Source organism: Streptomyces sp. MB09-01 (assembly GCF_033794505.1).
Lineage (GTDB): Bacteria > Actinomycetota > Actinomycetes > Streptomycetales > Streptomycetaceae > Streptomyces.
The window spans coordinates 25998-50161 of sequence record NZ_JARAYQ010000005.1 but is presented as its reverse complement, the minus strand read 5'-3'; the positions used below and the strand labels follow the sequence as shown (position 1 = coordinate 50161).

At 70.3% G+C, this 24164-nt stretch carries 21 protein-coding genes and 1 riboswitch; of the genes, 17 read left to right on the top strand and 4 right to left on the bottom strand.

What is annotated here, in order from left to right; translation table 11 throughout:
• Positions 1–94: 94 nt before the first annotated feature.
• From coxB to PV721_RS02175, 4 genes are all read left to right on the top strand, one after another.
• Complete coding sequence (gene coxB / locus PV721_RS02190; RefSeq protein WP_319721037.1) at positions 95–1066, top strand: cytochrome c oxidase subunit II; 972 nt, start codon at positions 95–97, stop codon at positions 1064–1066.
• Entirely contained in the window at positions 1063–2799 is a 1737-nt protein-coding gene (ctaD, locus tag PV721_RS02185; RefSeq protein WP_319721036.1) for a cytochrome c oxidase subunit I, read from the top strand. The genes coxB and ctaD overlap by 4 nt, the downstream gene beginning before the upstream one ends.
• Positions 2796–3194 (top strand): cytochrome c oxidase subunit 4, encoded by a 399-nt coding sequence (locus PV721_RS02180; RefSeq protein ID WP_319721035.1) that lies wholly within the window; start codon positions 2796–2798, stop codon positions 3192–3194. Before ctaD ends, PV721_RS02180 begins: the two co-directional genes overlap by 4 nt.
• Positions 3195–3321: 127 nt before the next feature.
• A complete protein-coding gene (locus tag PV721_RS02175) occupies positions 3322–4569 on the top strand; it encodes a L,D-transpeptidase (protein ID WP_319721034.1) in 1248 nt (415 codons plus the stop codon).
• Between the two features lie 52 nt (positions 4570–4621).
• Here the strand turns inward: PV721_RS02175 and PV721_RS02170 are convergent, their stop codons facing one another.
• Complete coding sequence (locus tag PV721_RS02170) at positions 4622–5026, bottom strand: hypothetical protein (protein ID WP_319721033.1); 405 nt, start codon at positions 5024–5026, stop codon at positions 4622–4624.
• Between the two features lie 199 nt (positions 5027–5225).
• Between PV721_RS02170 and PV721_RS02165 the strand changes: the two genes are divergently transcribed.
• From PV721_RS02165 to PV721_RS02140, 6 genes are all read left to right on the top strand, one after another.
• Entirely contained in the window at positions 5226–5846 is a 621-nt protein-coding gene (locus tag PV721_RS02165; protein ID WP_030036314.1) for a cytochrome c oxidase subunit 3, read from the top strand.
• 76 nt (positions 5847–5922) lie between these two features.
• Positions 5923–6732, top strand: a complete 810-nt coding sequence (locus PV721_RS02160; RefSeq protein ID WP_319721030.1) for a c-type cytochrome — start codon at positions 5923–5925, stop codon at positions 6730–6732.
• Positions 6729–7787: a ubiquinol-cytochrome c reductase iron-sulfur subunit gene (locus tag PV721_RS02155; protein WP_319721029.1), complete on the top strand. Its 1059-nt coding sequence runs from the start codon at positions 6729–6731 to the stop codon at positions 7785–7787. The genes PV721_RS02160 and PV721_RS02155 overlap by 4 nt, the downstream gene beginning before the upstream one ends.
• The gene (locus PV721_RS02150) at positions 7784–9409 is read left to right on the top strand and encodes a ubiquinol-cytochrome c reductase cytochrome b subunit (protein ID WP_319721028.1); all 1626 of its coding nucleotides are present in this window, start codon (positions 7784–7786) and stop codon (positions 9407–9409) included. Before PV721_RS02155 ends, PV721_RS02150 begins: the two co-directional genes overlap by 4 nt.
• 165 nt (positions 9410–9574) lie before the next feature.
• Positions 9575–10639, top strand: a complete 1065-nt coding sequence (trpD, locus tag PV721_RS02145; protein ID WP_319721027.1) for an anthranilate phosphoribosyltransferase — start codon at positions 9575–9577, stop codon at positions 10637–10639.
• 91 nt (positions 10640–10730) lie between these two features.
• Positions 10731–10847, top strand: a riboswitch (SAM riboswitch).
• Between the two features lie 230 nt (positions 10848–11077).
• Positions 11078–12493 (top strand): aminotransferase class V-fold PLP-dependent enzyme, encoded by a 1416-nt coding sequence (locus tag PV721_RS02140; protein WP_319721026.1) that lies wholly within the window; start codon positions 11078–11080, stop codon positions 12491–12493.
• 213 nt (positions 12494–12706) lie between these two features.
• Here the strand turns inward: PV721_RS02140 and PV721_RS02135 are convergent, their stop codons facing one another.
• Together PV721_RS02135 and PV721_RS02130 are read right to left on the bottom strand one after the other, a co-directional pair.
• Complete coding sequence (locus PV721_RS02135) at positions 12707–12988, bottom strand: Lrp/AsnC family transcriptional regulator (RefSeq protein WP_008738815.1); 282 nt, start codon at positions 12986–12988, stop codon at positions 12707–12709.
• Entirely contained in the window at positions 12985–13707 is a 723-nt protein-coding gene (locus tag PV721_RS02130; protein ID WP_416371006.1) for a rhomboid family intramembrane serine protease, read from the bottom strand. Before PV721_RS02130 ends, PV721_RS02135 begins: the two co-directional genes overlap by 4 nt.
• Before the next feature lie 178 nt (positions 13708–13885).
• Here PV721_RS02130 and PV721_RS02125 point away from each other — a divergent pair, with 178 nt between their 5' ends.
• From PV721_RS02125 to PV721_RS02095, 7 genes are all read left to right on the top strand, one after another.
• Positions 13886–14125: a hypothetical protein gene (locus tag PV721_RS02125; RefSeq protein ID WP_073914485.1), complete on the top strand. Its 240-nt coding sequence runs from the start codon at positions 13886–13888 to the stop codon at positions 14123–14125.
• 40 nt (positions 14126–14165) lie between these two features.
• Positions 14166–15530, top strand: a complete 1365-nt coding sequence (locus PV721_RS02120; protein ID WP_319721065.1) for an NYN domain-containing protein — start codon at positions 14166–14168, stop codon at positions 15528–15530.
• 252 nt (positions 15531–15782) lie between these two features.
• Positions 15783–16811 carry a C40 family peptidase gene (locus PV721_RS02115; RefSeq protein WP_319721024.1) on the top strand — a complete coding sequence of 343 codons (1029 nt, stop codon included), beginning with the start codon at positions 15783–15785 and terminating at the stop codon, positions 16809–16811.
• A 221-nt stretch (positions 16812–17032) separates the two neighbouring features.
• Positions 17033–18088, top strand: coding sequence for an NlpC/P60 family protein (locus PV721_RS02110; protein ID WP_319721023.1), 1056 nt, complete (start codon positions 17033–17035; stop codon positions 18086–18088).
• 72 nt (positions 18089–18160) lie between these two features.
• Positions 18161–19279: a hypothetical protein gene (locus tag PV721_RS02105; protein ID WP_319721022.1), complete on the top strand. Its 1119-nt coding sequence runs from the start codon at positions 18161–18163 to the stop codon at positions 19277–19279.
• 23 nt (positions 19280–19302) lie between these two features.
• Positions 19303–20445 (top strand): glycosyltransferase family 4 protein, encoded by a 1143-nt coding sequence (locus PV721_RS02100; RefSeq protein ID WP_319721021.1) that lies wholly within the window; start codon positions 19303–19305, stop codon positions 20443–20445.
• Positions 20446–20692: 247 nt separating this feature from the next.
• Positions 20693–22309: a GMC oxidoreductase gene (locus PV721_RS02095; RefSeq protein WP_319721020.1), complete on the top strand. Its 1617-nt coding sequence runs from the start codon at positions 20693–20695 to the stop codon at positions 22307–22309.
• A gap of 12 nt (positions 22310–22321) precedes the next feature.
• Here the strand turns inward: PV721_RS02095 and PV721_RS02090 are convergent, their stop codons facing one another.
• The gene (locus PV721_RS02090; RefSeq protein ID WP_319721019.1) at positions 22322–24118 is read right to left on the bottom strand and encodes an AMP-dependent synthetase/ligase; all 1797 of its coding nucleotides are present in this window, start codon (positions 24116–24118) and stop codon (positions 22322–22324) included.
• Between the last annotated feature and the right edge of the window lie 46 nt (positions 24119–24164).

Below are 24164 nucleotides of genomic sequence, written 5' to 3'. Positions count from 1 at the left end.
AAACATCCAAACCCCTGCCTGCGTCAGGGCCGGCGACCGACCCGAACACGGCCGCGGCCGGCCGCGCGGGCCGAGACTCTCGGGAAGGCGCTACGTGAGTCCCTACGGCTCCGACCGCTCGCCGCGGCGCCCGATGCGGCGGAAGCTGCTGCAGGCGCTGACTGCGGGCGTGGTCCTGGCGACCGCCACTGGTTGCTCGTATACATGGAAAGACTTCCCCCGCCTCGGAATGCCGACTCCGGTAACCGAGGAGGCGCCGCGCATCCTCTCCCTGTGGCAGGGATCCTGGGCGGCCGCGCTCGTCACGGGCATCCTGGTCTGGGGCCTGATCATCTGGAGCGTCATCTTCCACCGGCGCAGCCGGACGAAGGTGGAGGTCCCCCCGCAGACCCGGTACAACATGCCCATCGAGGCGCTGTACACCGTGGTCCCGCTCATCATCGTCTCGGTGCTCTTCTACTTCACCGCGCGTGACGAGTCGAAGCTGCTCGCCCTCTCCAAGCCGGCGCACACGATCAACGTGATCGGCTTCCAGTGGAGCTGGGGCTTCAACTACGTCGAGAACGTCGACGGCGACGCGGCGACCCCGAAGACGGGCGAGGTTCCCAAGGAGCTCGCCTCGATCCCGGACCGCTTCACGAAGGCCTTCCCGGCGGGTGCCGAGGGCGTCTACGAGAAGGGCGTCCCAGGCGACAAGAACCCCCAGACGGGCAACCCGGGTCCGACCCTGGTCCTGCCCAAGGGTGAGAAGGTCCGCTTCATCCTGTCGTCCAACGACGTCATCCACTCCTTCTGGGTGGTCCCCTTCCTGTTCAAGCAGGACGTCATCCCGGGCCACACCAACGTCTTCGAGGTCACCCCGAGCCAAGAGGGCACCTTCATGGGCAAGTGCGCCGAGCTCTGCGGCGTCGACCACTCCCGGATGCTCTTCAACGTCAAGGTGGTCTCGCCCGAGAAGTACCAGGCGTACCTGAAGGAGCTGGCCGAGAAGGGCCAGACCGGCTTCCTGCCCGCCGGCATCCAGCAGACCGACCCGGCCCGGAATGCGGAAGTGAACAAACTGTGAGCATCCTCAACGAATCCCAGGGTGCCGCCGCAGCTGACTCGTACGAGAACGAGCTGCCGGTACGGCGCAAGCAGCCGGGCAACGTGGTCGTGAAGTGGCTCACCACCACCGACCACAAGACCATCGGCACGATGTACCTGGTCACGTCGTTCGTGTTCTTCATCATCGGCGGCCTCCTGGCGCTCTTCATGCGCGCCGAGCTGGCCCGTCCGGGTACGCAGATCATGTCGAACGAGCAGTTCAACCAGGCGTTCACCATGCATGGCACGATCATGCTGCTGATGTTCGCGACCCCGCTGTTCGCGGGCTTCGCGAACTGGATCATGCCGCTGCAGATCGGCGCGCCTGACGTGGCGTTCCCGCGGCTGAACATGTTCGCGTACTGGCTGTACCTCTTCGGTTCGACCATCGCGGTGGCCGGCTTCGTGACGCCGAACGGCGCCGCCGACTTCGGCTGGTTCGCCTACTCCCCGCTGTCGGACGCGGTCCGCTCGCCGGGCATCGGCGCCGACATGTGGATCATGGGTCTGGCCTTCTCCGGCTTCGGCACGATCCTCGGCTCGGTCAACTTCATCACCACGATCATCTGCATGCGCGCTCCGGGCATGACGATGTTCCGCATGCCGATCTTCACCTGGAACGTGCTGCTGACCGGTGTCCTGGTCCTGCTCGCCTTCCCGGTACTGGCCGCCGCGCTCTTCGCGCTGGAGGCCGACCGCAAGTTCGGTTCGCACGTGTTCGATGCCGCGAACGGCGGCGCATTGCTGTGGCAACACCTCTTCTGGTTCTTCGGACACCCAGAGGTGTACATCATCGCGCTGCCGTTCTTCGGAATCGTTTCCGAGATCATTCCGGTCTTCTCGCGCAAGCCGATGTTCGGTTACATCGGTCTGATCGCCGCGACGATCGCGATCGCCGGCCTCTCGGTGACCGTGTGGGCCCACCACATGTACGTCACCGGCGGTGTGCTGCTGCCGTTCTTCTCCTTCATGACCTTCCTGATCGCGGTACCGACCGGTGTGAAGTTCTTCAACTGGATCGGCACCATGTGGAAGGGCTCGCTGTCCTTCGAGACCCCGATGCTCTGGACGATCGGCTTCCTGGTCACCTTCACCTTCGGTGGTCTGACCGGCGTCATCCTGGCCTCGCCCCCGATGGACTTCCACGTCTCCGACTCGTACTTCGTCGTCGCGCACTTCCACTACGTCGTCTTCGGCACCGTGGTCTTCGCGATGTTCGCCGGCTTCCACTTCTGGTGGCCGAAGTTCACGGGCAAGATGCTGGACGAGCGCCTCGGCAAGATCACCTTCTGGACGCTGTTCATCGGCTTCCACGGCACGTTCCTGGTGCAGCACTGGCTGGGCGCCGAGGGCATGCCGCGTCGTTACGCGGACTACCTCGCGGCCGACGGCTTCACCACGCTGAACACGATCTCCACGATCAGCTCGTTCCTGCTCGGCCTGTCGATGCTTCCGTTCATGTACAACGTCTGGAAGACCGCCAAGTACGGCAAGAAGATCGAGGTCGACGACCCGTGGGGTTACGGCCGTTCGCTCGAGTGGGCGACCTCCTGCCCGCCGCCGCGGCACAACTTCCTCACCCTGCCGCGGATCCGCTCCGAGTCCCCGGCGTTCGACCTGCACCACCCCGAGATCGCGGCCCTCGACCACCTCGAGGACCACACCGCCGGCGCCACCAAGGCCCTCACCGGTGACAAGGAGGCCGGCAAGTGAAGATCCAGGGCAAGATGTTCCTCTGGCTCTCCTTCTTCATCCTGGTCATGGCCGTCGTGTACGGCGTGTGGTCGAAGGAGCCCGTCGGTACCACCGCGCTCTTCCTGGCCTTCGGCCTGAGCGTCATGATCGGCTACTACCTGGCCTTCACGGCCAAGCGCGTCGACGAGATGGCCCAGGACAACCTGGAGGCCGACGTCGCCGACGAGGCCGGCGAGCTGGGCTTCTTCTCCCCGCACAGCTGGCAGCCGCTCTCGCTGGCCATCGGTGGCGCGCTCGCCTTCATGGGCGTCGTCTTCGGCTGGTGGCTCATGTACTTCTCGGCCCCGATCATCCTGATCGGCCTGTGGGGCTGGGTGTACGAGTACTACCGCGGTGAGAACGCGAACCAGTAGGCAGCACCCGCGCGCGGCCGTGCCGCGCGAACACCTGGGGCCCGGACACCTCTTCGGAGGAGTCCGGGCCCCTCGTTTGCAGTCACCCCGCGCGCCGTAATTGTCATATCTTCATAGCGTTGGCCCCATGAACCACTCACCGCGTCTTTGGACGGTACTCAGCTGCTCCCTGCTGGTCGCGTCCCTCGGGGCCGGCGCCACCGCATGCGGGTCCGGCGAGAAGAACCCGCTGTCCGCCCGCCCGTACGACGCGGGCGATCAGGTCGCCTCCAACCAGACCGCCGGCAGCCGCCCCGTGGACCCCGACCGACCCCTCGAAATCACCGCCAAGGCCGGCGGCGGCCGGATCACCGACGTGCTGGCCGTGGACACCCACGGCCGCCGCCTGGCGGGCGAGCTGAGCGCCAAGGGAGACCGCTGGCACAGCACGGTCCCGATGGCCTCGGGAGTCCGCTACACGGTCACCGTGAGCACCGAGGACGAGCGCGGCGCTCCGGGGCAGCGCACGCTCACCTTCAACACGACCCCGTCGAAAGGGGTCCTGAAGGTCGAATTCGGCCCGGAGGAGGGCAAGTACGGCGTCGGACAGCCCCTCACGGCCGAGCTCAGCGAGCCCGTCAAGGACAAGGCCGCCCGCGCGATCGTGGAACGGGGCCTGATCGTCGACGCCCCGCCCGGAGTCGAGGGCGCCTGGCACTGGGTGGACGACAAGAACCTGCACTACCGCCCGAAGGACTACTGGCCCGCCAACTCCGCCGTCTCCGTACGGAGCAACCTGGAGGGCATCAGGATCACGGACGAACTCCACGGGGTCGCCTCCAAGCCGCTGAAGCTGGAGATCGGGGACCGGGTCGAGGTCACCACCGACGCCGCCTCGCACTACCTGACGTTCAAGCGCAACGGAGAAGTGATCAACACCATCCCGGTGACCACCGGGAAGCCCGGCTTCTCCACCCGCAACGGGGTCAAGGTGGTCCTCGGCAAGCAGTACTTCGTCCAGATGCGCGGCGACACCGTCGGCATCGGCGGCAGCGAGTACTACAACCTGCCCGTCTACTACGCCACCCGCGTCACCTGGAGTGGTGAATACGTCCACGCCGCGCCGTGGTCCGTCGGCTCCCAGGGCTACGAGAACGTCAGCCACGGATGCACCGGAATGAGCACGGGCAACGCCGCCTGGTTCTACGAGAACATCACCGAGGGCGACATCGTCCAGGTGATCAACAGCATCGGCGACGACATGGACATCTTCGGCAACGGCTTCGGCGACTGGAACATGGACTGGAAGGACTGGCGCCAGGGCAGCGCCCTCCTCAAGGGCACCCAGGAAGGCCGCAACCCGATGGACCAGGCCCGCCTCCGGCCCACTGTGTGACCGGAAGCGCGCTGCGGGCCCGCGGGGAAGCCGCGGGCCCGCAGGCGCTCCGTCAGGCGGCCGAGGAGGAGAGGCGGGAGCGCAGAACGCCCGCCAGGGCGTCCGCGAACTCCACCGGGTCCACCGGAAGGGTCACGGCGGCGTCCGCGCGGCTCCACGTGGCCAGCCAGGCGTCCTGGGGACGCCCCATCAGCAGCAGCACCGGCGGACACCGGAAGATCTCGTCCTTGATCTGCCGGCACACGCCCATGCCCCCGGCCGGAACCGCCTCGCCGTCGAGCACGCAGGCGTCGATGCCGCCCGCGTCCAGCTCCGTCAGGACCGCCGGCAGCGTCGCGCACTCCACGAACTCCACCGGCGGCAGGTCCGCGGCGGGCCGGCGTCCGGCCGCCAGCCGCACCTGCTCCCGGGTGCCCGCGTCGTCGCTGTAGACCAGAACCCGCGCAGTCGCCCGCATTTCGTTCCTCCACGTGTCCCGTGAATCACGTTGATGTTGCGCGGGATGCTACTCCTCCCGCTGCGCTGTCAACATCGGTTCGGACATGTGCACGGGTCATCCCACCGAGGTCATCTGATGGGCCGTTCGGGCCTTGCACACGCCGCTGACACTCCGAACGGCACCCCCCGGGGTGAGGGCGGGATAAGCGACCGACATAATGTCGGTCGTGGCGACAGCAACGACAGTAGATACCGGGCACGCGCACCCGACGGTCAACCGGCCGAACCTCGTCAGCGTCGGAACCATCATCTGGTTGAGTTCCGAGCTGATGTTCTTCGCGGCCCTCTTCGCGATGTACTTCACCCTGCGATCCGTGACAGGACCCGAGTACTGGACAGAGCAGGCTTCGGCCTTGAATCTGCCCTTCTCGGCGACGAACACGACGATCCTGGTGCTTTCCTCGCTCACCTGCCAGCTCGGCGTATTCGCCGCCGAACGCGGTGATGTGAAGAAGCTCCGGACGTGGTTCATCATCACGTTCGTCATGGGTGCGATCTTCATTGGCGGCCAGGTGTTCGAGTACACCGAGCTGGTCAAGCACGAGGGCATGAGCCTCTCGTCCGGTCCGTACGGCTCGGTCTTCTACCTGACCACCGGCTTCCACGGTCTGCACGTGACGGGTGGCCTCATCGCCTTCCTGCTGGTCCTCGGCCGGACGTACGCGGCCAAGAGGTTCACCCACGAACAGGCCACGTCGGCCATCGTCGTGTCCTACTACTGGCACTTCGTCGATGTCGTCTGGATCGGCCTCTTCGCCACGATCTACCTGATCAAGTAGCGAACACGTCACCGGGCCCGACCCGGCACTCCATCCAGACACACCGACGCAGAAGATCCTGACACCGGGGTAATCCGTGAAAAAGCTCTCCGCACGACGACGCCATCCGCTGGCGGCGGTCGTCGTTCTACTCCTCGCGCTGGCGGCCACTGGGGGGCTGTACGCCGCCTTTGCTCCCGCGGGCAAGGCGCAGGCCGATGAAACCGCCCAGTCCCTCGCCATCGAGGAGGGCAAGAAGCTCTACGCCGTGGGTTGCGCAAGCTGCCACGGAACCGGCGGTCAGGGTTCCTCTGACGGCCCGAGCCTGGTCGGCGTCGGCTCCGCGGCCGTCGACTTCCAGGTGAGCACGGGCCGCATGCCCGCCCAGCAGCCCGGCGCCCAGGTGCCGAAGAAGCCCGCCGTCTACACCCAGGCGCAGATCGACCAGCTGGCGGCGTACATCGCGTCCCTCGGCGCCGGTCCGATCACGCCGACCGCAAAGCAGTACGACCCGGCAGGTGCCGACATCGCCAGGGGTGGTGAGCTGTTCCGCAACAACTGCGCGCAGTGCCACAACTTCACCGGTGAGGGCGGCGCGCTGACGAACGGCAAGTACGCCCCGAACCTTGAGGGTGTCGACCCGAAGCACATCTACGAGGCCATGCAGACCGGCCCGCAGAACATGCCCTCCTTCCCGGACCAGACCATGCCGGAGCAGCAGAAGAAGGACATCATCGCGTACCTCCAGAACGTGAACGGCGAGAAGTCGGTCAGCCCTGGCGGCCTGAAGCTCGGTGGCCTCGGCCCCGTCTCCGAGGGTCTGTTCGGCTGGATCTTCGCCCTGGGTGCGCTGATCGCTGTCGCCGTCTGGGTCGCGGCCCACACCGCTAAGGCCAAGAAGTCATGAGTAGCCAAGAGATTCCCGAAGAGAAGCACCTGCCGAGCGAGCAGGGCGACGCGCACCACGGTGCCGTAGCGGTCGCGGACGACCCGTTCGCCGACCCGGGCCTTCCGGTCCACAAGCCCCGTATCCAGGACATCGACGAGCGGGCGGCGAAGCGCTCCGAGCGCACCGTCGCGATGCTGTTCACGCTGTCGATGCTGGCCACGATCGGCTTCATCGCGTCCTACGTGATCTTCCCGGTCGGGAAGATCGTGTACATCTTCCCCATCGGGAAGGTCAGCGCGCTCAACTTCGCCCTGGGCATGACGCTGGGCACGGCCCTCTTCTGCATCGGCGCGGGCGCGGTCCACTGGGCCCGCACCCTGATGTCCGACGTGGAGGTCGCCGCCGAGCGCCACGAGATCGCCGCTCCGCCGGAGGTCAAGGCTCAGGTCCTGCAGGACTTCCGCGACGGCGCGAGCGAGTCCGGCATCGGCCGCCGGCCCCTGATCCGCAACACGATGCTCGGTGCGCTGGCGATGCTGCCGCTCTCCGCCGTCATGATCATGCGCGACCTCGGCCCGCTGCCCGAGCAGAAGCTGCGCAAGACCGCATGGGCCAAGGGCAAGCTGCTCATCAACGACAACACGAACGAGCCGCTGCGTCCCGAGGACGTGCTCGTCGGGTCGCTGACCTTCGCCAGGCCGGAAGGCCTGGAGGAGGAGCAGCACGACTTCCAGGTCCAGATCGCCAAGGCCGCCCTGATGATCGTCCGCATTCAGCCGGACGACATCAAGGACAAGCAGGAGCTGGAGTGGTCCCACGACGGGATCGTGGCCTACTCCAAGATCTGCACCCACGTCGGCTGCCCGATCAGCCTGTACGAGCAGCAGACGCACCACGTGCTCTGCCCGTGCCACCAGTCCACCTTCGACCTCTCCGACGGCGCCCGTGTCATCTTCGGCCCGGCCGGTCACGCGCTTCCGCAGCTGCGGATCGGCGTGAATGACGAAGGCTTCCTCGAAGCGCTCGGCGACTTCGAAGAGCCCGTCGGTCCTGCATTCTGGGAGCGCGGATGAGCACCAGCGACAACAACGAGCGCAAAGCGCCGGCCGGCGAGCGCGTAGCGGACTGGGCGGACGGCCGCCTGGGCATCTACGGCCTGGCCAAGGCCAACATGCGCAAGATCTTCCCGGACCACTGGTCCTTCATGCTGGGTGAGATCTGCCTCTACAGCTTCATCATCATCATCCTCACGGGTGTGTACCTGACGCTGTTCTTCCACCCGAGCATGAACGAGGTCGTGTACCACGGCTCGTACGTGCCGATGCAGGGCGTCATGATGTCCGAGGCCTTCGCCTCGACGCTCGACATCAGCTTCGACGTCCGCGGTGGCCTGCTGATCCGTCAGATCCACCACTGGGCGGCGCTGATCTTCGTCGCGGCCATGGTCGTGCACATGATGCGCGTCTTCTTCACCGGTGCGTTCCGCAAGCCGCGTGAGGTCAACTGGATCTTCGGCTTCCTGCTGCTGGTCCTCGGCATGTTCACCGGCTTCACCGGTTACTCGCTGCCGGACGACCTGCTCTCGGGTACCGGTGTCCGCTTCATGCAGGGCGCCATCCTGTCCGTCCCGGTCGTCGGCACGTACCTGTCGATGTTCCTGTTCGGCGGGGAGTTCCCGGGCGGCGACTTCGTCGCGCGGTTCTACTCGGTGCACATCCTGCTGCTGCCCGGCATCATGATGGGCCTGCTGGTGGCCCACCTGATCCTGGTCTTCTACCACAAGCACACCCAGTTCGCGGGTCCCGGCAAGACGAACAACAACGTCGTCGGCATGCCGCTGCTGCCGGTCTACATGGCCAAGGCCGGAGGCTTCTTCTTCCTGGTCTTCGGTGTCATCGCGGCCGTCTCGGCCATCGCGACGATCAACCCGATCTGGGCGCTCGGCCCGTACCGCCCGGACCACGTGTCCACCGGTGCGCAGCCCGACTGGTACATGGGTATGCCGGAAGGCCTGATCCGTGCCATGCCCGGCTGGGAGATCAACCTGTGGGGCCACACGCTCGTCCTGGGCGTGTTCATCCCGCTGCTGCTCTTCCCGCTGGTGCTGGGTGCGATCGCCGTCTGGCCGTTCATCGAGTCCTGGGTCACCGGGGACAAGCGCGAGCACCACATCCTGGACCGCCCGCGCAACGTCCCGACCCGAACGGCCTTCGGTGTCGCCTGGATCGCGGAGTACATCGTGCTCCTCATCGGCGGTGGCAACGACATGTTCGCCCAGTACTTCCACCTGTCGATCAACTCGATCACCTGGTTCGTCCGGATCGGCTTCTTCGTCGTCCCGGTCCTCGCCTTCATCGTCACCAAGCGGATCTGCCTCGGCCTCCAGCGCCGGGACCACGACAAGGTGCTGCACGGTCGCGAGACCGGCATCATCAAGCGTCTGCCGCACGGTGAGTTCGTCGAGGTCCACGAGCCGCTCCCGCAGGGCACGCTGCACACCCTCACCGCGCACGAGCAGTACAAGCCGGTCGAGATCGGCCCGACGGTCGACGAGAACGGTGTCGAGCGCAAGGTGAAGGCCACCGAGAAGCTGCGCGCGAAGCTCAGCAAGGGCTTCTACGGTGAGAACAACCAGATTCCGAAGCCCACGGTGGAGGAGTACAAGGAGATCCAGGCCGGCCACGGCCACCACTGATCCCCTGCACGACCGAATGAGGGACTGATTCAGGTCAGTCCTGGTGTCGCCACGGCGAGAGCCCCGTCCAGTGTCTGGACGGGGCTCTTTGCCGTCTTGCGGGCTGGATAGGCTGAAGCCCTTCCCATTCGACGTGGAAACCTTGACGAGCAGCAGGAGCGGACCATGAACGTTGTGACCCCGGCAGGCGGCGACAGCGTGGCGGCTCGTGGCTGGCCGGGCGTCCTCGACGCTCTGCTGACCGGCCAGGACCTGCGTGCCGAGGACACCGCCTGGGCCATGGACCGGATCATGCGCGGGGAGGCCACCGACGCCCAGATCGCCGGCTTCACCGTCGCGCTGCGGGCGAAGGGGGAGACGGTCGCGGAGATCAACGGCCTCGTACGGGCGATGTACGAGCACGCCAACCTGATCGAGGTGCCGGGCCGGACGGTGGACATCGTCGGCACGGGCGGCGACGGGGCCAAAACGGTGAACATCTCGACGATGTCGGCGGTCGTGGTGGCCGGAACCGGCGCCAAGGTCGTCAAGCACGGCAACCGGGCCGCCTCCTCCGCGAGCGGCTCCTCGGACGTCCTGGAGAAGCTCGGGGTGAACCTCAACCTCAGCCTGGCGCGGGTCGTCGAGGTCGCGGAGGAGGCCGGCATCACCTTCTGCTTCGCGGTGAAGTTCCACCCGGCGCTGCGGCACGTGGCGGCGGCCCGCAAGGAACTGGGCATCCGGACCTTCTTCAACGCGCTGGGCCCGCTCACCAATCCGGCCCGGGTACGCGCCCAGGCGACCGGCGTGGCCGACCCCCGGATGGCCCCGATCATCGCGGGCGTGCTCGCCGAACGGGGCTCCTCCGCGCTGGTCTTCCGCGGTGACGACGGACTGGACGAGCTGACCACGACGGCAACGTCGCGGGTGTGGTGGGTCCGGGACGGCAAGGTGGCGGAGCAGGTCTTCGACCCGCGCGACATCGGCATCGACCTGGTCGACGTCTCGGCGCTGGCCGGCGGCGACCCCGCGTACAACGCGGACGTGGCCCGCCGTCTGCTGGCCGGCGAGACCGGCCCGGTCCGCGACGCCGTGCTGCTGAACTCGGCGGCGGCCCTGGTGGCCCTGGACCCCGGTACGGGCACGCTGGAGGAGCAGCTCGCCGCCGGCATCACCCGCGCGGCGGAGTCCATCGACTCGGGTGCGGCGCGTGCGGCACTGGAGCGTTGGGTGGCGGCCAGCAACGTCTGAACCCGAGGCCGGTCGTTTCGAGCCAAGGCCCCGGTCCGCCATGCGGACCGGGGCCTTGCGCACGGAGGATCATGTGGCAGGATGCTGACCAGGTCACGAGTGACAGCGTTTAGGCCCCGGCTTGCTGTCCGGCAACCCTCCTTCCGTGGCGGGGTGCCCCGGGTGATGACCAGGTCGTAGGCAGCAAGGCCTACGGCAAGCGCGGATCCCTCGACACCAGGGGTCCTGGTCTTCTCGAGGAGCTTTTTCCGTGAGCAAGCGAATGCGATAGGGCGACTCCGCCCCTACTTCACCCCTCGGACCAGGGTCACTTCCGTGTACCCCCGCCGACCGTCAGGTCCGGCCCGAGGGCTCTCCCGTACCCCGGACGGCCGCACGGCCGTACCCGCGTACGGACTCACCGAAGCCATTCAGCCCTGCCTGCCGGGAGATACCGCCATGTCCGCATTCCTGAACGCCGCCGCCACCTCCGCCGCCGCCACCTCCGTCGCCACCGCTTCCGCCGGCACCGCCGAGGGCCCCGCCTGTGCCGAGCCCCTGCCGGTGCTCGGCCGGGACGTCACCGTCCCGCTCGTCACCGGCGGCGAGGTCACCTACGCGGCCCTGGACTACGCGGCCAGCGCCCCGGCGCTCCAGCGGGTCTGGGACGACGTGGCCGCCTACGCCCCGTACTACGGCAGCGTGCACCGCGGCGCCGGGTACCTCTCGCGGCTCTCCACCGACCTCTTCGAGCAGAGCCGGGTCACGGTCGCCGAGTTCCTCGACTGCCGCCCCGCCGACCAGGTGATCTTCACCCGGTCCACCACCGACTCGCTGAACCTGCTCGCCGCCGTGCTCCCCGCCGACTGCCAGGTCTTCGTCTTCGAGACCGAGCACCACGCCTCGCTGCTGCCCTGGACGAACGCGCAGGTCACCTACCTCAACGCCCCGCGCACCCCGGACGAGGCCGTGGCCACCCTGGAGCGGGCCCTCGCCGGCCGGGAGCCGTACGGCCCGGCCCTGGTCTGCGTCACCGGCGCCTCCAACGTCACCGGTGAACTGTGGCCGGTGAAGGAACTCGCCGCCGCCGCGCACGCCCACGGCGCGCGGATCGTCCTGGACGCCGCCCAGTTGGCCCCGCACCACCCCGTCTCGGTCCAGGACCTGGACGTGGACTGGGTCGCCTTCTCCGGACACAAGCTCTACGCGCCCTTCGGCTCGGGCGTGCTCGCCGGCCGCGCGGACTGGCTGCAGCAGGCCGAGCCCTACCTCGCGGGCGGCGGTGCCTCCCGCAAGGTGGCCCGGCGCGAGGACGGCGGCGTGGACGTCGAGTGGCACACCACGGCCGCCCGCCACGAGGCCGGCTCCCCGAACGTCATCGGCGTCTACTCCATCGCCTCGGCCTGCAAGGCCCTGACCGAGGCGGGCTTCGACAGCCTCGTCGCCCGCGAGCGCCACCTCATCGCGAAGGTCCGCGAGGGACTGGCGGAGGTCCCGGCGGTCCGCGTCCTGTCCCTCTTCGGGGACGAGGCCCCGCGCGTCGGCGTCATCTCCTTCGTGGTGGACGGCTGGAACAGCTCCCACTTCGCCGCCGCGCTGTCCGCGGAGTACGGGATCGGCGTCCGCGACGGCCTGTTCTGCGCCCACCCGCTGGTCCGCACCCTCCTGGGCAGCGAGCCGCAGGCCCAGGGCGAATGCGGTGCGCCGGAGGCGGCCCCGGGGGAGCGCTCGCTGAACGCGATCCGCGTCAGCTTCGGCGCGGGTACCCCGGACGAGCACGTGGAGCGCTTCGTCCGCGCGGTGAAGGAGCTCGTCGCGGACGGAGCGAAGTGGCAGTACCGCACGGAGGAGGGCCGCTGCGTCCCGGCCGTGTGACCTGCGGTCGGCTCGGCGGGGCCGGGGGGTGCGGGGCGGTGCCCCGCGGGTGACAGGCCCGCAGACGCGACGACGAGGAGACGTCCCGGAGGGACCCCGCGTACGGGCCGACTGCTCAAGCCACTGCTCGGGGGCACCAACCCAGCCCCGCCGGCGTTTGAGGCGGACCGGAGCCGGGGCTACGGGGCAGCCCGGTACCCGTACGGCACAGCGCTACGCGTCCAGGCCGATCGCGAACGCCGCTTCCAGGTCGTGCTGGGAGTAGGTGCGGAAGGCCACGTGGGTGTCCGTCGCCTCGACGCCCGGGATCTTGCTGATGCGGCCGGGGATGATGTCGGCCAGGTTCTCGTGGCGGGCCACGCGGACCAGCGCGATCAGGTCGTACGTCCCCGTGACGGAGTAGACCTCGCTGACGCTGTCCAGCGCGGCGATGGATTCGGCGATCTCGGGGATGCGGTCCACGCTGGTCTTGATGAGCACGATCGCGGTGATCACGGCTGGCTGTCTCCCTCGGTGGCCGTCGCTGGTCGCCTCACTCTAGTCGTACCCCGATAGCGGGCCCACGCGTAGAGGAAGCCGACCGAGAAGCCCACCAGATGGGCCAGGTAGGCGACCCCCGGGCCGCTTTCCGCCCGGTGCGCGGCCACCCATTGGAGGGCGAACCAGAACAGCAGCACGAGCCACGCCGGGAAGCGCAGCGGCAGGAAGAACAGGAAGGGGAACAGGCTCGTCACCCTCGCGCGCGGGAGCAGGTAGAGGAACGCGCCCAGGACCGCCGAGATCGCGCCGGACGCCCCCACCAGGGTCTGCGGGGACCCCGCGTTGGCCGCCGCGTACGCCGCCAGGGCCACGTACCCCGTGCAGATGTAGAAGACGAGGAACGCCGGGCGGCCCATCCGTTCCTCCGCCATCGCCCCGAAGACGTAGAGGAAGAGCATGTTCCCGAGCAGGTGCAGCCAGCTGCCGTGGACGAACAGGGCCGTCAGCGGGGTCAGCCAGGCGCGCGGGGTGCCCGTGAAGAGCTCGTCCGGGACCACGCCCCAGCGCCGGAAGTACTCCGTCCCGGCGGCCAGCAGCTCGTCGCCCGTCCCGTAGACCGGGTTGAGCCCCGAGGCAGGGCCCAGTACGAACACCACACCGCAGCCCGCGATCAGCGCATGGGTGACCACCGGTCCCCGGGCAGCCTCGCGTACGGCCCGCCACCTTACGATCATGTGACAGAGCATGACGCAACGGGACCCACCTGAGGCGGTGGCAGGCCGTAGGGTTACGAGCTGCGGTCCGCCGTCCGAGGAAGTCCGGCCCGGACCGACGCCGACAGGCGCGGAGAGCTGCGCGGACGGCGGCGCGGACGGCTTTAATTGAATCAGCTACGAAGGAGAGAGCGACCTGATGACGGTTCCCCTGCCGACCGACAGCACCCGGTGGCGCTGCACCCTGTGCGGCAACCTCACGCGCTTCGACGTCACCCGTTCGTCGAAGGTCGTCGAGTACGTCCACCTGGACCTCGCCGGGGAGCCCAAGGTCGAGGAGCGCGAGGTGGTCAATGAGACCATCGAGTCGGTCCGCTGCCGCTGGTGCAACGCGGTGGACCAGATCGAGCTCGTGGACAGGCCGGGTGCGGACTCCTGAGGGAGGCGTGCCCACACGTAGATCACGGTAGGGGTGACGGATTGTGGAGCCAGCAAGCGGCGCTGAGCCGGCCGACGCGGCCGGCGACGCCGCCGAGGCGCTCGACCGCCCACTGCCGGAAGGCGTGCGGCGGCGGGTCGTCGCGCTCGTCTCGGACGCCTTCGGCGCACTGACGGTCGCGGACCTGCCGGCGCAGTTGCGCCAGTACGCCCGTTTCACCCCGACCCGGCGCGCCAAGTTCGCGGGCAACGCCATGGCCACGGCGGTCGAGACCGACGCGGTGTTCCGCAGCCGGGTCGCCGAGAAGCTGCGGGAGGGGCAGGCCGAGCTGGCCGCCGCGCTGGAGTCGGGTGCGCCGCCCGCGGCCGCGGATCCGCTGGACGTGGCGGCCGCCGCGTTCGTCCTGAGGCCGGCCGGCTGGGTCAAGCTGGTGGCCGCCGCGGGCGAGGAGGCGCAGCGTGCCGACGCCGAGCGGGTCGGCGAGGAGACCCGGCGCGAGCTGGAGCGGCTGCGCGAGGAGCTGGCCCACGCCCGGGAGCTGCAGCGCACGGGCGGCGAGCACGTGCGCGTGGAGCTGGACGCGGCCCGCAAGGAAGCGGAATCGCTTCAGCGCAAGCTGCGCAGCGCCCTCAGCGACGTCAAGCGCGGTGAGGCGGCCCTGCGCAAGCTGACCGCCGAGGTCGACGGGATCCGCGGCGACGCGGCCACCCGGGTGGCCGCCGCCGAGAGCGAGAGCCGGCGGCTCAAGTCCCGCCTCGCGGAGGTGGAGGCGGCGCTGGAGACCTCCCGCCGGGCCACCCGCGAGGGTCGCAGCATCGAGGACATGCGGCTGCGGCTGCTGCTGGACACCGTGCTGGACGCGGCCCAGGGGCTGCGCCGCGAGCTGGCGCTGCCGCCGGTGAACACGCGCCCGGCCGACACCGTGGACGCGGTGGAGCCGGGCCGGATGACGCCGAAGGACATTGCGGCGCGCGCCCTGTCGGAGACCGATCCGGCCCTGCTGGACCAGCTGTTGGCGCTGCCCCAGGCCCATCTGGTGGTCGACGGCTACAACGTGACCAAGACCGGCTACCCGACGATGCCGCTGGAGAAGCAGCGGCTGCGGCTGCTGGGCGGGCTGTCGATGCTGGCCGCGCAGACGGGCGCGGAGATGACCTGTGTCTTCGACGGGGCGGAGCTGGCGGCCCCGGTACTGCTCGCCCCGCCGCGCGGGGTGCGGGTGCTGTTCTCCAAGGCGGGGGTGACGGCGGACGAGCTGATCCGCCAGCTGGTGCGCGCCGAACCGCCCGGCCGGCCGGTGGTCGTGGTCTCCACGGACCGGGAGGTCGCCGACGGGGTGGCCAAGGCCGGTGCGCGGCCCGTGACGTCCGCTTTGCTCCTGAAGCGGCTTTCGCGCGTTTCGTAACTCCCCGCCCGAATGCCGGAATTGACCGGCGCCACAGCGAACGTACCGTCAAGTGCCCGGCACGGAGCGTGCGCTGTAGGTAAAGAACCTGGTCGGGGATCGGGTTTTTACCCGGCGGGATTTGAATGGATCACAGCAAGGTCACTAGGGTGCGTTCAAACCTTCGTGCGGTAGATCACTCATTCGGAGTGGCGGCGGAGGTGCTGCCGAGTTGCGTTCTTCGGCGGCTCTAGGAAGAAGGAGCTCGCCTCCGTGGCGTCCCACCGTCGACCCAAGCAGCCGAACCGCACTCGTGTGACCGTGCTCGGCGCCACCGCCGCCGCCGTGGTGGCCCTCACCTCCCAGAGCGCCTCCGCCGCGCCGGCGAAGCCGAGCAAGGACGAGGTCAAGACCCAGGTCGACGCCCTCTACGAAGAGGCGGAGCAGGCCACTGAGAAGTTCAACGGGGCCAAGGAGCGCCAGGAGAAGCTCGAAAAGGAGATCGGGCAGATCCAGGACCAGGTCGCGCGCGGGCAGGGCGAGCTCAACGACCTGCGCAGCGCGCTCGGTTCGATGGCCAGCGCCCAGTACCGCAACGGCGGCATCGACCCCTCCCTCGCTCTCCTCCTCTCCCAGGACCCCGACAGCTACCTCGACAAGGCCTCCTCGCTCGAGCACTTGAGCGGCAAGCAGGTCGAGTCGGTCCAGCGCATCCAGGCCAAGCAGCGCACCCTCGCGCAGCAGCGCCAGGAGGCCGCCGGCAAGCTGGCCGACCTCGACGCCACCCGCAAGGAGCTCGGCGAGAAGAAGAAGGTCTCGCAGGACAAGCTCGCCGAGGCCCAGGCCCTGCTCAACACGCTGACCGCGCAGGAGCGCGCGGCGCTCAAGGACGAGGAGTCGCGCGCCAGCCGCGCCGACGGCCAGCGGGTCGACCTCGGCGACGTCAAGGCCTCGGGCCGTGCCGGCGCCGCCCTCGCCGCCGCCAAGACCAAGCTGGGCAGTGCGTACATATCCGGCGAAGAGGGCCCCAACGCCTTCGACTGCTCCGGGCTGACCCAGTGGGCGTACAAGCAGGCCGGCGTCAACATCAGCCGCGTCACCTACACCCAGGCCAACGACGGCACCCGCATCGGCCGCAGCCAGCTCCAGCCCGGTGACCTGGTCTTCTTCTACGGGGACCTGCACCACGTCGGCCTGTACGCCGGCAACAACATGACGCTGCACGCCTCGAACCCGCGCGGCGGCATCAAGTACGAGTCCATGGACAACATGCCGTTCCAGTTCGGCGTCCGCATCGGCTGACCCGCCGCACACCGCCCATCCGGGCGAATTCCGCGGCCCCGTTCCGACCCCACGCCCCGCCGGTGACCTGCGTCTCCTGCGGGGCGTCGCCGTGTGCGGGCTCCGACGGCCGTTGGTCGGCATGTGACCGCCCGGCTACTGTCTGCCAGCGCGGAACCCGGCACAAGGCCGTCCACGGGGGGCGGACCCGGGCCACACACAGCGGAAGGGAGCGGTTTCACGTGGCGTCCCATCGCCGGAGCGGGCTCGGCAGCCTCGACCGGAACACGAAGGTCACCGTCCTCACCGCCGCCGCGGCCACGGCAGCGGCCGCCTTGGCGGGGGCGCCCGCGAGCGCCGCCCCCGGCCTCCCGTACGAGCCCGGCGGCGCGGCGAGGACGGGCGTCAGCGCCCAGGTCGACCGGCTCTTCGAAGAGGCCGAGCAGGCCACCGAGCGCTTCAACGAGGCGGGCGAGAAGGCCGACCGGCTGCGCGCCGAGGTCAACCGGGCCCAGGAGGCGGTGGCCCGCGGACAGGAGCGCATCAACACCATGCGGGGCGTCCTCGGCACCTTCGCCGGGGCCCAGTACCGCAGCGGCGGCATCGACCCGGCCGTCGGCCTGATGCTGGCCGAGGACCCCGACGCGTACCTGGAGCAGGCCGCCGCCCTCGACCGGCTGTCCGGCCGTCAGGCCCGGCAGCTCGACGAACTGCGCGAGGAGCAGCGCCAGCTCGGCCAGGAGCGCCGGGAGGCCTCCCGCAAACTCGCCGAACTCGACGCCCTGCGCTCCGACGTGGCCCGGCACAAGCGCTCCGTCACCGCGAAGCTCGCCGCCGCCCGGCGGCTGCTCAACACCATGCCCTCCGAGGAGCGGGCCGACTTCGAGCGCTCCTCGCGCTCCGGCGGCCGCGGCGACGAGCTGCCCGAGATGTCCGCCTCCGGCCCGTCCTCGGGCCGCGCCGCGGCCGCCGTGATGGCGGCCCGGTCGGCGGTCGGCCGCCCCTACGTATGGGGCTCCACCGGCCCCTCCGGCTTCGACTGCTCCGGGCTGATGGTCTGGTCGTACCGGCAGGCGGGGGTCTCGCTGCCGCGCACCTCCCAGGCCCAGCGGCACGCCGGCCGGCAGGTGCCGCTGTCGCAGGCCCGCCCGGGCGACCTGGTGACGTACCGCTCGGACGCCAGCCACGTCGGCATGTATGTCGGCAACGGCCAGGTGGTGCACGCGCCGTACCCGGGGGCCCGGGTGCGCTACGACCCCGTCGGGATGATGCCCGTCTCGTCGGTGACCCGCCCCTGACCGCCTCCCGCGCAGCCCAGCCCCCGGCCCCGGTCCGGGACCCCTCGTCCGGACCGTGCGTACGATCGGCGGATGCTCCCCGGTCGCCGTCTCGTCCGCGTACTGCCGCTCCTGCTGTGCGTGCTGCTCGCCGGCTGCGCGGCGCGGCCCGCCGACACCACGGGGCGCGACGTCCGCCGGGCCGTGGCCGACTGGTCGCGGGTGCCGCCCGGAGCGCTCTCCGGGATCCCCCTCGAGGGCTGGACGTACGAGGTCGCCTCGGTGCGGCGGGACGGCGCACGCGCCCTCGTACGCGCCGAGCTGCGCTACCGGCTGGCCGGCTACGACACGGCCCCGGGCGGCTCGGCGCGCGAGCTGGAACTCGTACGCGCGGCGGGCGGCGGGCCCTGGCTGGTGCGCGCCGACCGGCCCGCGCCGGGCGCGCCGCCGCAGCTGTGGGACCAGGGCCCGGTGTCCGTGGTCCGCGGTGCGCACTCCCTGGTCCTGGGCGGCGCCGGGCAGTCCCGCGAGGTGCTGGCCGGGATCGCCGCCGAGGCCGACCGGGCGGTTCCCGCGGCGAGCGCGGCCTGGCCCGGGCCCTGGGCGGGGCGGGTGGTCGTCCTGGTCCCCGGATCCCTGGAGCGGATGGCGCAGCTGCTGGGGCGGCCCGCCGACGAGTACCGGGGCATGGGCGCCGTCACCACCGGCCGGGTGGGCGCCGGACCGGCTCCAGCTGACCGGGTGGTGATCAACCCGGAGGGATACGCGGAGCTGGGCGGGGCGGGCCGGCGGGTCATCCTGACCCACGAGGTCACCCACGTGGCCACCCGGGCGGCGACCTCCGCCACGACCCCGCTGTGGCTCTCCGAGGGCTTCGCGGACTGGGCGGCGTACCGCGGCACCTCCACCACGCCGGAGCAGGGCGCCCCGGCCCTGGCCCGGGCGGTGCGGCGCGGCGAGGTGCCGGCCGGGCTGCCGCGGGCGGAGGAGTTCGCCTTCGGCGGCGACCCGGAGGCGCTGGCCGGGGCGTACGAGGGGGCGTGGCTGGCCTGCCGGCTGATCGCGGACCGGTGGGGCGAGGCGGCGCTGGTGGGGCTGTACGAGAAGGCGGGGCGCGAGCCGTGGCCGACGGCGGTGCGGGAGGCGCTGGGCAGGGACCCGGCGGGGCTGACGGAGGAGTGGCAGGAGGCCCTGCGGAAGGAGTTCCGCTGAGGGCGTCCGGTACGTTGGCAGCGATGCACAAGACGCTGATCGTGACCAACGACTTCCCGCCGCGACCGGGCGGCATCCAGGCCTTCCTGCACAACATGGCACTGAGGCTGGAACCCGACCGGATCGTCGTCTACGCCTCCACGTGGAAGCACGGTGCGGAGGGCCGCGAGGCCACCGCGGCCTTCGACGCGGAGCAGCCGTTCCAGGTGGTCCGCGACCGTACGACGATGCTGCTGCCGACCCCGCGCGTGACGCGGCGGGCGGTGGGCCTGCTGCGCGAACACGGATGCGAGTCGGTGTGGTTCGGGGCGGCGGCCCCCCTCGGGCTGATGGGTCCGGCGCTGCGGCGCGCGGGCGCGCGGCGGATCGTGGCGACCACGCACGGGCACGAGGCGGGCTGGGCCCAGCTGCCGGCGGCGCGGCAGCTGCTGCGGCGGATCGGCGAGGGCACGGACACGCTGACCTACCTGGGGGAGTACACGCGCTCGAGGATCGCCTCCGCCGTGACGGACCGGGCGGCGGCCCGGATGGTGCAACTCCCGCCGGGGGTGGACGAGAAGACCTTCCACCCGGAGTCGGGCGGGGCGGAGGTCCGGGCACGGCTCGGGCTGACCGACCGGCCGGTGGTCGTCTGCGTCTCGCGCCTCGTTCCCCGCAAGGGGCAGGACACGCTGATCGAGGCGATGCCGCGGATCATGGCGGCGGTGCCGGACGCGGTGCTGCTGATCGTGGGCGGCGGGCCGTACGAGGCGGACCTGCGGGCGCTGGCCGTCTCGACCGGCGTCGCGGACTCGGTGGTCTTCACGGGGGCGGTCCCGTGGTCCGAACTGCCCGCCCACTACGGCGCGGGCGACGTCTTCGCGATGCCGTGCCGGACCCGGCGGGGCGGGCTGGACGTGGAGGGGCTCGGCATCGTCTACCTGGAGGCTTCCGCCACGGGCCTGCCGGTGATCGCGGGCGACTCCGGCGGGGCGCCGGACGCGGTGCTGGACGGCGAGACGGGCTGGGTCGTCCGGGGCGGCGCCCCCGACGACGCGGCGGACCGGATCGTCACCTTGCTGAAGGATCCGGAACTGCGCCGCCGGATGGGCGAGCGGGGCCGTGAGTGGGTCGAGGAGAAGTGGCGCTGGGACCTCCTGGCGGAACGCCTGCGCGAGCTGCTGTAGCCGTGGGGCCGCGCCCGCCGCTGCCGGGGGTCCGTCCCGGACCCCGCGCCTCAACGCCGGCGCGGCTGGATCTTGCCGGCGCCGGCTGACAATTTCCGCCCCCCGGCGTTTGAGGAGCGGGGGGCCGGGGGGCGCCCCCGGGAGCCGAGCCGCAGCCGACGACCTGCGCAGCCACGACCGACTGTCTCTCAGATGCCTGTCAAGACGGCGTCTGGCCGGACGGCTGGATTCCGCCCATGATGCGGCCATGACACCCAATCTGACGCGCCGTCACCTCCTGGGGCTCGGCGCACTCTCGACCGCCTCCGCCCTCGGGTTCACCCGGATCGGCCTGGCCTCCGCCGCCGCTGTCGAGCCGGCCGCAGCCCCGTACGCGCCCGCCGTGGTCGTCGGCTCCGGTTACGGCTCCGCCGTCGCCGCGCTGCGGCTCGGACAGGCGGGCGTGCGGACCGTCGTCCTCGAAATGGGCCGGCTCTGGGACACCGCCGGGCCCGACGGCAAGGTCTTCCCCTCCACCTCCGCGCCCGACCACCGCTCCATGTGGTTCCGCACCCGCACCGAGGCACCGCTCGCCCAGTTCCTCTGGCTCGACGTGGTCAACCGCAACATCAGCCCTTACCCGGGGGTGCTGGACCGGGTGAACTTCGGCGACATGTCCGTGTACGTGGGCCGCGGCGTCGGCGGAGGCTCGCTGGTCAACGGCGGCATGGCGCCCACGCCCCGCCGCTCGTACTTCTCCGAGGTGCTGCCCCAGGTCGACGCCGACGAGATGTACGGCACGTACTACCCCCGCGCCCGCGCCATGCTCGGCGTCAACGACATCGACCCGGCCTGGTTCGAGTCCACGGAGTGGTACCGCTTCGCCCGGATCTCCCGCAAGCACGCCCACAACACCGGCCTGAAGACCGTCTTCGTCCCCAACGTCTACGACTTCGGGTACATGAAGCGCGAGGCGGCCGGCACCGCCACCAAGTCCGCGCTCGCCGGCGAGGTCATCTACGGCAACAACCACGGGAAGAAGAGCGTCGACAAGACCTACCTCGCCGCCGCCCTGGGCACCGGCAACGTCACCATCGAGACCATGCAGCGCGTGGTCGGCGTACGGCAGGACCCCGCCGGGGGGTACGTGCTGACGGTGCAGACCAGCGACGTGACCGGGCGGGTCACCCAGGTCCGCGAGCTCGGCTGCAGGCAGCTCTTCCTCGGGGCGGGCAGTCTCGGCACCACCGAGATCCTGCTGCGGGCCCGCGAGACCGGGACGCTGCCCGCCCTCGACGGCAAGGTCGGGCGCGGCTGGGGCCCCAACGGCAACGTCATGACCGCCCGCGCCAACCACCTCTGGGACACGGTCGGCGCCAACCAGGCCACCGTGCCCGCCATGGGCATCGACGACTGGGACAACGCGGCCAACCCGGTCTTCGCCGAGATAGCCCCGCTCCCCATGGGGCTGGAGCACTGGATCTCGATGTACCTGGCCATCACGAAGAATCCGGAGCGCGGGCACTTCACCTACGACGCCGCCACCGACTCGGCCCGCCTCAACTGGCGCAGGGACCAGAACACGCCCTCGGTCGACGCGGCGAAGAACCTCTTCGACCGCATCAACCGGCGGAACTTCACGATCTACCGGTACGACCTCTTCGGCGACAACAAGGCGTTCGCCGACAACTTCACCTACCACCCCCTCGGCGGCTGCGTACTCGGCGACGCCACCGACGCGTACGGGCGGGCGAAGGGCTACCAGGGGCTGTACGTCGTGGACGGCTCCCTGATCCCCGGGTCGCTCGGCGTGAACCCGTTCGTGACCATCACCGCCCTCGCGGAGCGGAACATGGCCCGGATTCTCGCCGAGGACCCCAGGTGACGACGGCCGGGACTAGCCCCGGTAGAGCGCCTCGATCTCGTCCGCGAAGTCCTTCGCCACCACGTTGCGCTTCAGCTTCAGCGACGGCGTGATGTGACCCGACTCCTCCGTGAACTGGGAGGGCAGAATGCGGAATTTCCGCACCGATTCCGCCTTGGACACCGCCGCGTTGCCGTCGTCCACGGCCTTCTGGACGGCGGCGACGAGGTCCGCGTCCTCACGCAGCTCGGCCGCGGTCACCCCGGCCGGCTTGCCGTTCTCGGCCGCCCAGCGGCCCAGGAACTCCTCGTCGATGGTGACGAGGGCCGCCACGAACGGCCTCGCGTCGCCGACGACCATGCACTCCGCGACCAGCGCGTGCGCCCGGATCCGGTCCTCGATCACGGCGGGCGCGACGTTCTTGCCGCCCGCGGTGACGATGAGTTCCTTCTTGCGCCCGGTGATCGCGAGGTAGCCGTCCTCGTCGAGGGTGCCGACGTCGCCGGTGTGGAACCAGCCGTCGGTCAGCGCCTCGGCGGTCGCCGTCTCGTTCTGCCAGTACCCGTTGAAGATGTGCTCGCCGTGCAGCAGCACCTCGCCGTCGTCCGCGATGCGCACCACGGAGCCCGGCAGCGGCTGCCCGACCGTACCGATCTTCGTCTTGTCCCACGGGTTGAAGGCCGTGGCCGCGCAGGACTCCGTCAGGCCGTAGCCCTCCAGCACGGTGAAGCCGATGCCGCGGAAGAAGTGGCCGAGCCGCTCGCCCAGCGGGGCGCCGCCGGAGATCGCGTACTCGCCGCGTCCGCCGAGCACCGTGTGCAGCTTGCTGTAGACCAGCTTGGAGAAGATCTTGTGCTTGAGCTTCAGGCCGAAGGACGGACCGCCCGGGGCGTCGAGCGCCCGGCTGTAGGCGATCGCCGTCTCGGCGGCGGCGTCGAAGATCTTCCCCTTGCCGTCGGCCTGCGCCTTGGCGCGCGCCGAGTTGTAGACCTTCTCGAAGACGCGCGGCACGCCGAGGATCAGCGTGGGCCGGAAGGACTGCAGCTCGTCGGTCAGGTTCTTGATGTCCGGTACGCAGCCCAGGCGGATCGGCGCCAGTACGGCCGCCACCTCCACCAGGCGCCCGAAGACGTGCGCGGCCGGGAGGAAGAGCAGGACGGAGCACTCGCCGGTGCGGAAGAGCGGGCTGAGGCGCTCCACCACGTTGCCGCACTCGGCGAAGAAGTTGCGGTGGGTCAGCACGCAGCCCTTGGGGCGGCCGGTGGTGCCCGAGGTGTAGACGATGGTGGCCGGGTCGTCGGCGTTGGCGAGGCTGCTGCGCTCCTCGACCTCGGCGTCGGAGATCTCCGCGCCGGCGGCCTTCAGCGTCTCCAGCGCGCCCTGCTCGATCTCCCAGACCTCGCGCAGCTCCGGCAGCCGGTCGCGCAGCGAGGCCACGGACGCGCTGTGCGCCGGGCTCTCCACGATGACCGCCACGGCGCCGGAGTCGCCGAGGATCCACTGGACCTGCTCGGGGGAGCTGGTCTCGTACACGGGGACGGTGACGCCGCCCGCGCTCCAGATCGCGAAGTCGAACAGCACCCACTCGTAGCGGGTGCGGGAGATGAGGGCGACCCGGTCGCCGGGCCGGATGCCGGCCGCGATGAGGCCCTTGGCCGCGGCGCGGACCTCGGCGAGGAACTCGGTCGCGGTCACGTCCTGCCACCGGCCGTCGACCTTGCGGCTCATGACGGCGGTGTCTGGATGCTGAGCGGCGTTGCGGCGGATGAGATCCGTCAGGTTCCCGTCCGACGGGACCTCGTACAGGGCCGGAAGGCTGAACTCGCGCAAGACTGCTGCTCCTCTGGGCGCCATCGCCACCATGTGGACCGACCGG